At 28.5% G+C, this 13,470-nt stretch carries 18 protein-coding genes; all 18 read right to left on the reverse strand.

Annotated features, from left to right (window positions below):
* Nucleotides 1-12: 12 nt before the first annotated feature.
* On the reverse strand, nt 13-822 hold the full coding sequence (locus tag psyc5s11_RS14790; protein ID WP_224033272.1) for a TlyA family RNA methyltransferase: 810 nt from the start codon (nt 820-822) through the stop codon (nt 13-15).
* A gap of 12 nt (nt 823-834) precedes the next feature.
* Nucleotides 835-2,691: a 1-deoxy-D-xylulose-5-phosphate synthase gene (gene dxs, locus psyc5s11_RS14795; RefSeq protein ID WP_224033273.1), complete on the reverse strand. Its 1,857-nt coding sequence runs from the start codon at nt 2,689-2,691 to the stop codon at nt 835-837.
* Between the two features lie 17 nt (nt 2,692-2,708).
* Entirely contained in the window at nt 2,709-3,578 is an 870-nt protein-coding gene (locus psyc5s11_RS14800) for a polyprenyl synthetase family protein (RefSeq protein ID WP_224033274.1), read from the reverse strand.
* Nucleotides 3,565-3,789, reverse strand: coding sequence for an exodeoxyribonuclease VII small subunit (locus psyc5s11_RS14805; RefSeq protein ID WP_224033275.1), 225 nt, complete (start codon nt 3,787-3,789; stop codon nt 3,565-3,567). Before psyc5s11_RS14805 ends, psyc5s11_RS14800 begins: the two co-directional genes overlap by 14 nt.
* A 49-nt stretch (nt 3,790-3,838) precedes the next feature.
* On the reverse strand, nt 3,839-5,047 hold the full coding sequence (gene xseA / locus psyc5s11_RS14810; protein WP_224033276.1) for an exodeoxyribonuclease VII large subunit: 1,209 nt from the start codon (nt 5,045-5,047) through the stop codon (nt 3,839-3,841).
* A complete protein-coding gene (locus psyc5s11_RS14815) occupies nt 5,037-5,885 on the reverse strand; it encodes a bifunctional methylenetetrahydrofolate dehydrogenase/methenyltetrahydrofolate cyclohydrolase (RefSeq protein ID WP_224033277.1) in 849 nt (282 codons plus the stop codon). The genes xseA and psyc5s11_RS14815 overlap by 11 nt, the downstream gene beginning before the upstream one ends.
* Before the next feature lie 25 nt (nt 5,886-5,910).
* Nucleotides 5,911-6,315, reverse strand: coding sequence for a transcription antitermination factor NusB (gene nusB / locus psyc5s11_RS14820; RefSeq protein ID WP_224033278.1), 405 nt, complete (start codon nt 6,313-6,315; stop codon nt 5,911-5,913).
* 187 nt (nt 6,316-6,502) lie between these two features.
* Nucleotides 6,503-6,883: an Asp23/Gls24 family envelope stress response protein gene (locus psyc5s11_RS14825; RefSeq protein ID WP_224033279.1), complete on the reverse strand. Its 381-nt coding sequence runs from the start codon at nt 6,881-6,883 to the stop codon at nt 6,503-6,505.
* 100 nt (nt 6,884-6,983) lie between these two features.
* Nucleotides 6,984-7,496 carry a SpoIIIAH-like family protein gene (locus psyc5s11_RS14830; RefSeq protein WP_224033280.1) on the reverse strand — a complete coding sequence of 171 codons (513 nt, stop codon included), beginning with the start codon at nt 7,494-7,496 and terminating at the stop codon, nt 6,984-6,986.
* Between the two features lie 38 nt (nt 7,497-7,534).
* On the reverse strand, nt 7,535-8,146 hold the full coding sequence (spoIIIAG, locus tag psyc5s11_RS14835; RefSeq protein WP_224033281.1) for a stage III sporulation protein AG: 612 nt from the start codon (nt 8,144-8,146) through the stop codon (nt 7,535-7,537).
* Between the two features lie 12 nt (nt 8,147-8,158).
* The gene (gene spoIIIAF / locus psyc5s11_RS14840; protein WP_224033282.1) at nt 8,159-8,767 is read right to left on the reverse strand and encodes a stage III sporulation protein AF; all 609 of its coding nucleotides are present in this window, start codon (nt 8,765-8,767) and stop codon (nt 8,159-8,161) included.
* Nucleotides 8,768-8,776: 9 nt separating this feature from the next.
* Complete coding sequence (spoIIIAE, locus tag psyc5s11_RS14845; RefSeq protein WP_224033283.1) at nt 8,777-10,060, reverse strand: stage III sporulation protein AE; 1,284 nt, start codon at nt 10,058-10,060, stop codon at nt 8,777-8,779.
* 9 nt (nt 10,061-10,069) lie between these two features.
* On the reverse strand, nt 10,070-10,453 hold the full coding sequence (spoIIIAD, locus tag psyc5s11_RS14850) for a stage III sporulation protein AD (protein WP_224033284.1): 384 nt from the start codon (nt 10,451-10,453) through the stop codon (nt 10,070-10,072).
* Nucleotides 10,454-10,461: 8 nt separating this feature from the next.
* Nucleotides 10,462-10,659 (reverse strand): stage III sporulation protein AC, encoded by a 198-nt coding sequence (gene spoIIIAC / locus psyc5s11_RS14855; protein ID WP_224033285.1) that lies wholly within the window; start codon nt 10,657-10,659, stop codon nt 10,462-10,464.
* Between the two features lie 55 nt (nt 10,660-10,714).
* Nucleotides 10,715-11,233: a stage III sporulation protein SpoIIIAB gene (gene spoIIIAB / locus psyc5s11_RS14860; RefSeq protein ID WP_224033286.1), complete on the reverse strand. Its 519-nt coding sequence runs from the start codon at nt 11,231-11,233 to the stop codon at nt 10,715-10,717.
* Complete coding sequence (spoIIIAA, locus tag psyc5s11_RS14865; RefSeq protein ID WP_375541952.1) at nt 11,221-12,150, reverse strand: stage III sporulation protein AA; 930 nt, start codon at nt 12,148-12,150, stop codon at nt 11,221-11,223. Before spoIIIAA ends, spoIIIAB begins: the two co-directional genes overlap by 13 nt.
* A 192-nt stretch (nt 12,151-12,342) precedes the next feature.
* On the reverse strand, nt 12,343-12,711 hold the full coding sequence (locus psyc5s11_RS14870; RefSeq protein ID WP_224033288.1) for a CD1247 N-terminal domain-containing protein: 369 nt from the start codon (nt 12,709-12,711) through the stop codon (nt 12,343-12,345).
* A gap of 183 nt (nt 12,712-12,894) precedes the next feature.
* Nucleotides 12,895-13,452: an elongation factor P gene (gene efp / locus psyc5s11_RS14875; RefSeq protein ID WP_224033289.1), complete on the reverse strand. Its 558-nt coding sequence runs from the start codon at nt 13,450-13,452 to the stop codon at nt 12,895-12,897.
* Between the last annotated feature and the right edge of the window lie 18 nt (nt 13,453-13,470).

The raw sequence follows: 13,470 nt of genomic DNA on the forward strand, positions 1-13,470 counted from the left end.
CCTCCAAAGAAGTTAAATTTCTACATGTGATGCTTCAACTACGGTCTCTACATCTTCTCTTTTAAAATTGCTTTCTTTATTTTTATCTTTTGAAAAATAAACTAAATATTCTCTATTGCCTTCTGGCCCTTTAATAGGAGAATATCCCACACCTAAAACATTTAAATTTTGTTGCATTAAAAAATCTATAATTCCATAAACTACTTCTTTATGGGTTTCCTTTTCTCTTATAACACCTTTTTTACCTACTTTTTCACGTCCTGCTTCAAATTGTGGCTTTATAAGTGCAACAACTTCTCCATCATCTTTTAAAAGATTTAAAGTTGCTGGCATTATTTTTTTCAACGAGATAAAAGATACATCTATAGATGCAAAATCTAAAGGTTCTCCTATATTCTCTAAAGTAACATATCTTATATTTGTTCTTTCCATGCAAACTACTCTTTCATCTGTTCTTAGCTTCCACGCAAACTGTCCATATCCGACATCAACAGAAAACACCTTGGATGCTTTGTTTTGAAGCATACAGTCTGTGAAGCCACCTGTAGATGCTCCTATATCCATACAAACCTTGTTTTCTAGTGAAATGTCATAAGTTTTCATTGCCTTTTCTAACTTTAGTCCACCGCGACTAACATATTTAAGAGTAGCTCCTCTATATTCTATATTCGCACTTTCACTAATCTTTTCTCCAGCTTTATCTACTTTTTGTCCATCAACATAAACTTTACCTTCCATTATACATGCTTTTGCTCTCTCTCTAGAAGTAATTATGCCCTTTTCTACTAAAAGTATATCAAGTCTTTCCTTTTTTTCTGCCATTTGTTTCTCCTTTTAATCATAAAGATTTATAACAGCCTTACTTATGCTCTCACAATCTAGCTTATATGTTTTATATAAAGTTTCTACATTCCCTTGTGGAATAAATTCATCACCATATCCAATAGATCTAATTGTTCCTTTATAATCTATATTACTTAAATAATCTTTAATAACGCTGCCTAGTCCACCTTTTAAAATATTATCTTCTATTGTTAAAATATTATATCCTTGTTTTTTAATATTTTCTAGTAAATTTTTATCAATCGGTTTAATAAATGTTGCATTTATTATAGTAGGATTTAATCCCTTTTCATATAGTATATCTTTTGCAAGCATAACATGTTGAACCATTTTACCAGTTGCAATAATACATACCTTAGAACCTTTATTTATGATTTCCCATTTACCTTCGCAAACTTTTGTAATTGGAGATAAAGTATTTATTATGTTTCCACCTCTTGGATATCTAATAGCAACAGGTGCATTCTTATTTATTGCCCATTTTAATAAAACTTCAACTTCCTCTAAACACTTTGGTGCAACTATATGTATATTAGGAATTAGAGATAAATATGATAAATCATTAATACCTTGATGCGTTTCTCCATCTTCTCCAACTATTCCAGCTCTATCTATTGCAAATACTACTGGAAGATTCTGAAGACAAACATCTGTAATTATTTGATCAAATGCTCTTTGTAAAAACGTAGAATACACAGCAAATACTGGTTTCAATCCATTACTCGCCATTCCAGCGGCTAAAGTAACTGCATGTTCTTCAGCTATTCCAACATCAAAAAATCTATCTTTAAACTTCTCTGAAAAACACTTAAGACCAGTTCCATCTGGCATTGCTGCTGTAATAGCTACAATTCTTTCATCTTCCATGCTTAGATTCATTAATGCTTTCCCAAAGGCTTTAGAGTAACTATTTTTTGGCGATACATTTGCTTCTCCACTTTCTAGATCAAAAGGACCCATTGCATGATATTTAGAAGGGCTTTCCTCAGCTAATGCATATCCTTTTCCTTTTTGGGTTAAAACATGTATTATAACCGGTCCTCCAATTTCTTTAGCTTTAATAAGCACATCAGTCATTGCATTTATATCGTGACCATCAATAGGCCCAATATACTTAATTCCCATATTTTCAAAAAACATAGATGATACTACTAATTGTTTAATGCTATCCTTTACTTTAGACAATTTCCCTGCAATGTTTTTCCCAAAATCCGATTGATTTAAAGAAGCTTGTATATCCATTTTTAATTTATTATATCTAGGTTCCATTCTAAGCTTGTTTAAATATCTTGAAAGTCCCCCAACATTTTTTGAAATTGACATTTGATTATCATTTAAAATAATAATCAAATTAGTTTTTCTAAAACCAACATCATTTAACGCTTCAAGCGCCATCCCACCAGTTAATGCACCATCACCTATTACAGCAATAACACTATATTTTTCTTTTTTTACATCTCTTGCACGTGCAATACCAAGTGCTGCTGATACAGATGTACTGCTATGACCTGTGTCAAAATAATCATATTTACTTTCATTTCTTTTTGGAAATCCACTCATTCCATTAAATTGCCTAAGTTTTTTAAATCCATCTTTTCTTCCAGTTAAAATTTTATAAACATAACTTTGATGTCCTACATCCCATACTATCTTATCTTTATCAAAATCAAAAGCTTTAAATAAACTTAAAGTAAGCTCAACAACACCTAAATTAGATGCTAAATGTCCCCCTGTTTTAGAAACACTATCTATTAAAAACTCTCTAAGTTCATCACTTAAGACTTTATTATCATTATCATTAAGTTTTTTTATATCTTTTGGGAAATTCAATTTATTAAGTAATTTCACAACAATCATTCCCTCTATTAATTTTCTCTATTTAAAAGAGTATACGTTAGATTAGCTAAACAATCTGCATTAACAGTTAAATCCTTAAGAATATTAATACATTCTTCACTTAATGTATCACATAATTCATTACACTTATCTAATCCAAAAACTGATATAAAATTAGTTTTATCATTTTCTTCATCAGCATGTGTATTTTTACCTAGTACTTTAGTATCTCCAACAACATCTAATATATCATCTTTTATTTGAAACACTAAACCTAATTTTTCTCCGTATTCTTCTAAAACATTCAAGTCACATTCTGGAGCATTTGCTAATATTGCTCCTGCAAGTACTGCTGCCTTAATTAAGGCACCTGTTTTCTTTGAGTGCATATACTTTAATTCATCTCTTGAAATTGTTTTACCTTCAGAGATAACATCAACTACTTGACCGCCTATCATTCCTTCAGCACCAGCTGCTACTGCTATACTATAAGCTGCTTTTAATGAATTATCGTTATTTATCAAAGCATAGTTCATCATAATTATCATAGATTCATTTAATAGAGCATCCCCTGCAAGAACTGCTATATTTTCTTGAAACTTAACATGATTTGTTGGTTTTCCTCGCCTTAAATCATCATTATCCATACAAGGAAGATCATCATGAATTAAGGAATAAGTATGAATCATTTCAATGGCAGCCGCCATTGGCATAACTTTTTTATAATCTTCTTTGTATATATAATAAGACAATGCAAGTAATATAGGACGAATTCTTTTCCCACCTATATTTAAGCTATAACTGCATGAATCATATATAATTTTATTATATGTTCCTTTTTCTTTAAAATAATTTTCTAAATAATCATTAATATCTTGCTTTAAATTATTTATCTCCATTACTTTCACTAAACTCCACTTCTTTTTCATCTTTAATTATAGAAATTTTTGCTTCATATGTATCTAAAATCTTATAAATTTTATTTACAAGTTTAACTCCATCTTCATAAGATTTCATAGAATCTTCAAGGTTTAATTCATCTGTTTCTAAATTATTTAATATATCTTGAAGCTTAGTTAACATTTCTTCATAACTTTCTTTTTTAGCCATATTATTAACTCCTTGCCTGATGCATAATATATATCACATCTTTAACTTGTTATTTTACATATTGTTCTGGCACAAATTTTCCTTCTACGCTTCCATCTTTAAGACAAATCTTTAAATTAATTGTTTCTTTTAATTGTTCTTTTGATGTAATTAATTTTTTTTCATTGTCCTCTATTATAGCATATCCTTTGCGTATAACATTAACTGGATTATGAGCGATAAGTAAATTATTGAAATTTTCTATTTTATTTTTTTCTCTTTTAAGTTTTGTTTTTATTACAAAGTTTAATCTATCTTGTAATTTATCTAATTCTAAATATGAATTAGATATTTTAGCTATTGGCGAATGAATATTTAAAATTCTTTCTGCTCCAGATAAATCAATTCTACACTCTTTTAATTTATTGTCTATTCTTTTATCTAATATTTTAGAGATATCACAAACTTTAGCTTGTATATCACTGCTCAAGGCCACTGCTATTTCTGCTCCTTGTGATGGTGTTGCAGCCCTAACGTCTGCTGCAAAATCTGAAATAGTAAAATCTATTTCATGACCTACTGCTGAAATTATAGGTATCTTTGAATTAAAAATAGCTTTAGCTAATTCTTCTTCATTAAAATTCCATAATTCTTCTATAGATCCACCACCACGACCTATTATTATTACATCCACAGACTTCGTTTTGTTAAAATAATTAATACCTTTAATTATTTCTTTATAGGCACCAATGCCTTGAACTGCAGCTGGATATAATACCAAATCAACCAAAGTACTTCTTCTAGTTGCAACATTTATAATATCTTTAATTGCTGCTCCAGTAGGTGATGTTACTATTCCTATTTTTTCAGAGAACCTGGGTAATGGTTTTTTATTAGCCTCATCAAAATATCCTGCTTTAGACAATTTTTCTTTAAGCTTTTCAAATTTAATAAATAAATCTCCAAGACCTTCTTTTTTTATTTCATCACAATAAAGTTGAAAGCTTCCAGTTGCAGGATATATAGATGCTCTTCCCTTAATTACAACTTCCATGCCTTCTTCTAAATCAAAATCAAGTAAAAGTGCATTTCCTTTAAACATAACGCAATTTACTTTCCCATTGCTATCCTTAAGAGTGAAATAAATATGCCCACTACCATGATATTTTAAATTAGAAATCTCCCCTTTTACAGAGAGATTGCTTAAAATAAAGTCATTGTCTAACATTCTTTTTATGTAATTCGTAACCTCAGAAACAGTTAACGTCTTAATATTCATTTTGTTCTAAAGCCTCACATGCATTTTTTATTAAAAGAGTTGTTGTAAGTGCCCCTACTCCGCCTGGAACTGGAGTTAGTAATTTACACTTATCTATAACCTTATCAAAATCTACATCACCAGTTATCTTACCTTCAAAAGATGATGTTCCTACATCAATTACTATTGCATCTTCATTTACATAAGTTTCGTCAATAAATTTTGGTCTTCCAATAGCAACTACCAATATATCTGCTACTCTACAAACTTCTCTTAAATTCTTTGTTTTAGAGTGACAAATAGTAACTGTAGCATTTTCATTTAATAAAAGTTGCGCTACCGGTTTTCCAACTATATTGCTTCTTCCAAGAACTACAACATTCTTACCTACAATATCTACATTTAAACTCTTAATTAAAGTAACTACAGAATTAGGAGTACAAGGTAAGAATTTAGGTTCACCCATATATAGCTTTCCCTGGCTTTCAAATGTAAGACAATCAATATCCTTACTTGGAGATATTTCTTTAATTATTTTCTTTTCATCAAAATTACTTGGAAGTGGTAATTGCAAAATAATTCCTTGAACATCTTTGTCTTCATTTAATTTATGTATTTCAGATATTACATCTTCATTCTTTGAGGTTTCAGGTAAAGTCACTTTTAAAAATCCAGCTCCAAGAGAAACCGCAACCTTTTCTTGACTTGCCATATAATAAATAGATCCGCCATCATTTCCAACTAATATAGATGCAATTTTAGGGATTTTAAGATCTTTTTCTTTTCTATTGCTGATAAAATTTTTGATATCTTCTTTTACCTTCAATGCAACTTCTTTACCATTTATAATTTTGCCCATAAACCAAACCTACTTTCATTCTTCATCATTCTGCTGAATCAATTTTATCTAAAACTCCATTAATAAAGCTTACACTTTTTTCATCAGAATATCTTCTTGTAATTTCTAATGCTTCGTTAATAACAACAGCTCTTGGAACTTGTTCATCATATAATAACTCATATGTTGCAAGTCTCAATATGCTTAAATTCACCTTAGGTACCCTATCTAGTTTCCAATTATGTAAGTTTTCAGTAATAATTTTGTCAATTGCTTCTTTATTATTTTCTATTCCAATTAATGCTTGTTTAACATAAGTTAAATCAATTTCTTTTATATCGCCTTCATAATTTTCTAGGAATCCTTCTATTGCCTCTTCAGTGGTGTCTTTGCTTAAAGTCATTCCAAATAATAACTCCATAGTTTTGTCTCTTGATAATTTTCTATTCATATAGTCCTCCTAAATTTGTATCATAATTAATTATGTACATTTATCATTATATACACTTTTTTTTTCTTTTAAGCACGTGCAAGAAAATAATAAGTAACATATTCTCTCTTGTTGTTTCTTTGAATATGCCTTAAGGCCGTCTTCGCATAGAAATACCCTCTGAAAGCTTCAGAGGGTGAAAATCAAACTAGTTAGATTCAATTTCTTCCTTTTTAGGCAAATAAATATTTTGGACATAAATGTTAACAGATTCAACATATAATCCCGTCATAGCTTCAACTGTTTTTTTAACATTATCTTGTACTTGTGCTACAACATCCATTATCTTTCTGCCATACTCTACTGATACATTCATATCTATTATTGCTTTATCTTCCTCTAGTGTTACTTTACTTGCTTTAGCAGTATTCTTTTTGCCTTTAAATATGTTTGTTAAATTGCTTGCAACACCAATTTGACTATCTAAAACTCCATCAATTTCTTGAGCTGCAATTCCAGCAATTACGCTTACTACTTCATCCGAAATTTTAACGACTCCGATATTATCTTCTCTAACTAAATCTTCCATGTTACTTACCCTCCTAGGTTTTGTAATAACAAAACATGATAATCTTGTGTTTATTATATCAAATATATTTTAACATTACAATTATATTATGGTTTTTCTACTATTTTTGAACTTCTATTATTATATCCTTTATTTTTGATACATCTTGAACTAGTTCTTGTATTGCTATAGTCTCATTTTCTTGAAGCCCAGTTGCTGATTTAACAATAACGGTTGCTTTGTTTGAATCTAATCTACATAAAGCATCTTCATAACCTTTGTTTTTAATACTAAGTTCTATTCTTCCTTCATTATCTTTCACCATTGTTTTTTGAGTTAATTCTTTTTGTGCTACAACCTTTTGCTCTTTTGATATATTTTCATCTGAAATTTGAGACTTTAAAGTTTGAATAGTTGCTGAATCCATTTGATCTCTTTCACTTTTTGAATTATAAAAGTAATTTTGTTGATTTAAAGCTTCTGCATCTTGATCATTTACTTTTTCAGGTGATAAAACTTGACTTAAATCTGTTGGGTCATTTAACCCACCATTATTAAGTTTTGCTGCTAGCACTCCTACACATAATATTAATGCTAACAATGTAAAAATAATACCACATTGTTTCTTTGTCATAATAATATTCCCCCAATCCTTTTTTATAAAATTATATGCTACTTCTTCATACTATATACATTAACCTTATCTAAACTTAAGTTATATAGTTTCGATACTGCTTGTTCAATTTCATATTTTGTTTTGCTATTTGCAGCACCTTCCGCGAGTATTATGACTCCAATAATTTTCGGTTTATATGTGGTTAATATAAATGGCTCATTGTTTCCATCAGATGTAGTCATTACAATGTTCTCCCCATCTGTATTTTGATTATTTACTCGTTTTCCGCCTTGATTATCAGTTTCTTCAGTAGTTGATTTTTGCGAATTTTTATCATAAGCCGGTACTTTTTTATCTCCATTTTCAAAAGACATCATTACTTCAACATCACCAACTCCATTCATTTTTTTTAATATATTTTTTAAATCTGTTTTTTGCTGTTCTTCATAATTTTTTTCATCTGTTTCCTTAGTAACTGGAGAGTTTTCTGCATTTCCTACTGTAACGCCTGCTGCAACTTTATTATTACTTAAAGTTTTACTACTTGGTAGTAGTACATTCATAGCAATTAAAACAAATCCTAGAACTATACATACAGCAATTAAATTTTTAAGTTGTTTTTGAGCTAATATCTTTTTTATCTCTTTTATTATTTTATTTTTGTCCATAATTTATACCTCCTATTCATCTAATTTATATACTTCGATTTTCTCATTTGGAACATTCAATTCACTGGATATAAAATTAACCATTTCTGTATATTCTTTATTTTCTTCCTTTGTAGTAGTTTCTAGCTCTTTGTTAATCACTATCTTTTTTATCTTATTTATTTTATTTTCACCTACACCTATCTTTAGTTTTTTTACATTTAAAGTTATGTTTACGAAATCTACATCACAATCTATTTCACTTTTAAATGTCTTGTCTTTATACTTATTTTTAAGTAAATTATCACAATTTTTATTGAAGTTATTCATAAATGTTTTTTTTCTAACATCTACTTTATCTTGATCATTTTTAAAAATATTTGTTGTGTTACCTTTATTAACTTTATTTTCATTTTGAGAAAATACCTGTTCATAGCTTTGAATTCCATCTGTAACACTTTTTTCTCCACTTGATATAAATTGTATAATTGGATTTAAAATCACAGTAACTAATATTAATCCTAAAATAAACTGAATATATTTTTTCATTTTATTGCTTGGTGCTATAAGTTCTACTGCACTTATAAATATAAGAATAGTCACAAGAGTTATTACAATATTCTTTAAAGCTTCTATAAACATAATGTTCTCCTATCCTCCAACAATAAACCTTCCAGATGATGCCATGATAGCAATTAATATAAAAAATATTATACTTACAGTTAAAACACATGATGTTATTAGCACCATTGAATTTCCTGCTGCTTCTAATGATTTTGTTATCCTTGAATCACTTATTGGTTCAATCAATGCTGCTGATAATTTATATATAAATGTAATTAGTATAAGTTTAATCAGTGGATGTAGCAGAATTATAATAATTACAACTAATCCTATGGAGCTTATTGCGTTTTTTATTATAAGTGAGTATCCAGCTACCGATGTGATTGCATCTGAAAATGTTTTTCCGACTATTGGAATAAAATTATCTATAGCAAATTTCGCTGTTTTAAGTGTTACTGCATCAATGGTTGTTGAAGTAATTCCACGAATTGTTAAAAGTCCTATAAAGATTGTTACTATGATTCCCTGAAACCATATAATAACTTGTTTTAATAATTTACATAAATTTGTTATTTTATGGTCTATAGATAGATTATTTGCAAATTCTAATACAAAACTCATTAGTATCATTGGAATTACAATATTTGAATACACTTTTGGTATAAATACAACTGCCCCAAGTACAATTGGATCTAGTGTTGCAGCTGATGTAATTCCTCCTGCAAGAGAAATCATAGTTATAAGTATTGGAAGAAGAGCACTCATAAAATCTGAGATGTTAGTTATTACTTCTTTTGCAACTGAAATAGAAATTATAAAACTTTTTGATAGTACCATTATGATTAAGGCGTAGCAAGCAAAAAAAGCAACTTGCGAGATGCTTTCATCTGAAAATGCATCTTGAAGATTTTTTAAAAGTGAACATATTATTGATATTGTAACTATTGATATCATAAGTTTTAAAACACTTTTCACCTCTTTGAATACAATGCTTAAAATTGCCTTTACAATTGTATCAAAAGAAATATTACCTTTACCTTCAGCAATATATGTTTTTATATATTCTACTGGATCTAAATTATCCATAAGTTCTACATCTGTTTTCATTTTATTTATATATTTATATAAATCATTAATTTCATCCTTTGCACTTCCACCTATGTCATCTATATTGACTTCATTTTTCAAAGGTTCTTTGCTTTTTACATTATTTTCTGTATTACCACTTATATCTATATTGTTTTTATTATTTATTTCCATGGCATAAACTTTATCCAATTTTAAAAATACACACCCTGGAATTATTGATATAATCATATTAATTGTAAGACTTATCATTAATATTACCGTAACTCTTTTTATCATCTTCATAATAAACACCTACATTATTTGTAATATAGAATTTAGTACAGCCATTAGTATTGGAATAGCAAGTACTAAAATCATTATTTTACCTGAAAGCTCTATTTGAGCTGCTAGACTGTCCGCATTTGCATCCTTACACAATGCACTAGAAAATGATGCAATATATGCTATTGCTAAAATTTTTAGTACAATCCCCATATAAACTGTATCAATATTAGCTTTATCAGCAATTTCTCTTAAAAAGTTAATTATTTCTTTAAGTGGTTCTACCATAATAAGAAGAATTAAAGTGCATGCAGTTAAAGTAAGAAGCGTATTTAATTCATTTTTAGATTGCTTAAGTAATAACATGATAAATAATGTTATAAATGCTATTCCTACAATTTTTACTATTAACATAACTACACCTACATTATAAACATTGTCTTAACAGTGCTAAATAAATCTCCTATAAGGGAAACTATCATAAGCAGAATTATTACAACTCCTGCAATGTTTGTAATAGCTGCAATTTCACCTTTTCCACTACTAGTTAATACCTTATCTAAAACTACTAAAAGTATTCCAGCTCCTCCAATTTTAAAAAGAATACTTATATCATGCATTTATCTTCCCCCAATCTAAATTCAATTAACAATTAACAGTTAAATCTAAAATTCTTTATATTATAAATATCATTATCATCGCTCCAAAACATACTCCAAGATATCTATATAATTTTATGTTTTTCTTTGCAATTTCATCAGCATCCTTTAAATTCATTTTTATACTTTCAATTGCTAAGCAGAATATTTTTCCTTGCCCATAAACTCCTGATTCTCCAAGAGACTTAAAAAAATCTGACATTATTTTTTTATCCTCATCATATAAATAAAATTCATTTTCTACTAATGCAAACTCTAAAGTAGCACCCTCATATACACTTTCCACATCTCCTTTTATAAGCCTTTTTGTAATAGCTTTTACGAATTTGTTTAAGGGCTCACCTAACTTATAAGAAAGATTTTCTAAAGCTTCTGGTAGAGGAGTTGTCCCATATACAATATCATTTTCAAGAATAGTTAAAGCTTTTAATATCTCTTTAAGCTCATCTTGTCTTCTTCTAAAAGTTTCTCCATATGCAAAGCCTATATAAGTGCTTATGATAAATATGCCTATTATAAAAATTAATTTAAGCATATGTTTTCACCACCTTTTAGACTATGTACATTTTCAATTGTTCCAACACCATGTCTATTGCTTAAAATTATTGCTCTCTCTATAATTTCATTATCAAGCAAATCACAAAAAACCTTTCTCTTATATAAATCTTCAATTGTGAAACCATGAATTGTAGTAATTATATTTACTCCGGAGTTGAAAGCCATCATAAGCGCCTCAATATCACCTTTAGTTCCAATTTCATCACAAATCAAAACTTCTGGTGAAAGACTTCTAATTGCCATAATAAGACCCTCTCTTTTTAAGCAATTATCTAAAACATCCGTTCTTATACCTAAATCACTTTGAGGAATTCCAAAATGACAAGCTCCTATTTCACTTCTTTCATCTATTACTACAACTTTTCTTCCACTAATCCCAAGTTTGGCCATCCCATTTGATATATTTCTTGATATATCTCTTAAAATTGTTGTCTTCCCACATTTAGGTGGTGAAATTATTATAGTGTTATAAACTCTACTACCTGAAACAATGTATTTCATGACTTTATCTGAACATCCTATAATTTCTCTACAAATTCTTATATTTATAGATGAAATATTTCTAATAGTCTTAACTTCCCCCCTTTCCATAACGCATTCACCAGCTATACCTATTCTATGTCCACCTTTAATTGTTATAAAACCTTGACGTATATCTTCTTCATACGCATATAATGAATAATTAGAAATTTTTTGTATCATACTTTTTACATCCTCTTTTGTAGGAATATAATTTATAATACTTTCTCCATGCTTCGAATAAACTAAAATTGGTTTTCCAATCTTAATTCTCACTTCATATATTTGTTCTCTGAGGAATCTATCCTTGAGCAAATTTTCTATTTCAAGTGGAAAAATTCCTAAAATCTCCTCTTCACCTTTCAAAATCCTCATAGCCTCCTCTCTCGTTCTCTTATTTAATTAATATGTAATGTTAAGTTAAAATATTACTGAAACAGATTAAAATATGTAAAATAAAAAGGACTATCTTAATTCTAACTTTAAGATAGTCCTTGATAACTTTTGTATTATTAGATTGTTATTTTATTTCATGTACCTAATTTAATTTTTCATAAACCATTTTTGTTAAATTCCTTTAATATTTTTATTACAATAAGGACATGGAATTTCATCATTCTTGCTTAGGGTAGATTGTTCCATAAAAATAGGTTTATCGCAATGAGGACAAATAATCTCTGTATACTCATCTTCCATATCATTTAATTCATCTATAGATAATTCTTCAAATAATTCATCTTGAATATTTGTTAAATCATCATCCATAAATTTAATATTTTCTTCAATTGTTTCTTGATTTATAGTTAACTCTTCAATTTTTTGGTTCATAATTTCTAAAATTGAAAACACACCATCAAAACATTGTTTATATTCTTCATTTTCAATTTTTGATAAATTATTTTTCAAGTTTTCAATCTCATTTCTAAGCTCTTCCATATCTTTTCACATCCTTTTCTTTACTTGGTAAAACTATGCGCTTTTTGGATATCCAAAAAAATCACTCCAATATATATTCTATATTTATGACTATTTTTGAAGGTGCTCAAATATAAAGTTAAACTTAATTCAGGTGGGGTTTGATCCCCACCTGAATTTTAGTTTAAAACTTATGTATAAGTTTTATACTCTTTCCATGTAATCGCCAGTTCTTGTGTCTATTCTTATAACATCACCTTCATTAACGAACATAGGAACATATACTACTGCACCTGTTTCAACAGTTGCTGGTTTTAATGTATTACTAGTTGAATTTCCTTTAGCACCTGGGTCAGATTGTGTAATAAGTAATTCAACAAAGTTTGGTGCTTCTACTGAGAATGCTTCATTCTTAAAGAATTTAATTGTTGCGAACATATTTTCCTTTAAGAATTTTATTGCTTCTTCAACTTTGTCTTGGTTTAAAGGAATTTGTTCAAATGTTTCTTGATCCATGAAGTAGTATAATTCTCCATCTGAATAAAGATATTGCATTTCTTTTCTTTCAATTACAGCTTCTTGTAATTTTTCAGTTGGATTAAATGTGTTATCTGTAACTCCTCCTGAAATTACATTTCTAAGTTTAGTTCTTACAAATGCTGCTCCTTTTCCTGGTTTAACATGTAAAAATTCTATTACTGTAAATACTGAATTATTGTACTCAAATGTTGTTCCTTTTCTTATATCTCCTGCTGATATCATTAAATATCCCTCCAAATT

Origin of the sequence: Clostridium gelidum (assembly GCF_019977655.1) — a bacterium.
Classification (GTDB): Bacteria; Bacillota; Clostridia; order Clostridiales; family Clostridiaceae; genus Clostridium; species Clostridium gelidum.

Excerpts from the sequence above, each read along its gene's own strand:
- psyc5s11_RS14790 (WP_224033272.1), bottom strand. The coding sequence starts at position 822 with ATGGCAGAAAAAAAGGAAAGACTTGATATACTTTTAGTAGAAAAGGGC.
- psyc5s11_RS14800 (WP_224033274.1), bottom strand. The coding sequence starts at position 3,578 with ATGGAGATAAATAATTTAAAGCAAGATATTAATGATTATTTAGAAAAT.
- psyc5s11_RS14805 (WP_224033275.1), bottom strand. The coding sequence starts at position 3,789 with ATGGCTAAAAAAGAAAGTTATGAAGAAATGTTAACTAAGCTTCAAGAT.
- xseA (WP_224033276.1), bottom strand. The coding sequence starts at position 5,047 with ATGAATATTAAGACGTTAACTGTTTCTGAGGTTACGAATTACATAAAA.
- psyc5s11_RS14815 (WP_224033277.1), bottom strand. The coding sequence starts at position 5,885 with ATGGGCAAAATTATAAATGGTAAAGAAGTTGCATTGAAGGTAAAAGAA.
- nusB (WP_224033278.1), bottom strand. The coding sequence starts at position 6,315 with ATGAATAGAAAATTATCAAGAGACAAAACTATGGAGTTATTATTTGGA.
- psyc5s11_RS14825 (WP_224033279.1), bottom strand. The coding sequence starts at position 6,883 with ATGGAAGATTTAGTTAGAGAAGATAATATCGGAGTCGTTAAAATTTCG.
- psyc5s11_RS14830 (WP_224033280.1), bottom strand. The coding sequence starts at position 7,496 with ATGACAAAGAAACAATGTGGTATTATTTTTACATTGTTAGCATTAATA.
- spoIIIAG (WP_224033281.1), bottom strand. The coding sequence starts at position 8,146 with ATGGACAAAAATAAAATAATAAAAGAGATAAAAAAGATATTAGCTCAA.
- spoIIIAF (WP_224033282.1), bottom strand. The coding sequence starts at position 8,767 with ATGTTTATAGAAGCTTTAAAGAATATTGTAATAACTCTTGTGACTATT.
- spoIIIAE (WP_224033283.1), bottom strand. The coding sequence starts at position 10,060 with ATGAAGATGATAAAAAGAGTTACGGTAATATTAATGATAAGTCTTACA.
- spoIIIAD (WP_224033284.1), bottom strand. The coding sequence starts at position 10,453 with ATGTTAATAGTAAAAATTGTAGGAATAGCATTTATAACATTATTTATC.
- spoIIIAC (WP_224033285.1), bottom strand. The coding sequence starts at position 10,659 with ATGCATGATATAAGTATTCTTTTTAAAATTGGAGGAGCTGGAATACTT.
- spoIIIAB (WP_224033286.1), bottom strand. The coding sequence starts at position 11,233 with ATGCTTAAATTAATTTTTATAATAGGCATATTTATCATAAGCACTTAT.
- spoIIIAA (WP_375541952.1), bottom strand. The coding sequence starts at position 12,150 with ATGAGGATTTTGAAAGGTGAAGAGGAGATTTTAGGAATTTTTCCACTT.
- psyc5s11_RS14870 (WP_224033288.1), bottom strand. The coding sequence starts at position 12,711 with ATGGAAGAGCTTAGAAATGAGATTGAAAACTTGAAAAATAATTTATCA.
- efp (WP_224033289.1), bottom strand. The coding sequence starts at position 13,452 with ATGATATCAGCAGGAGATATAAGAAAAGGAACAACATTTGAGTACAAT.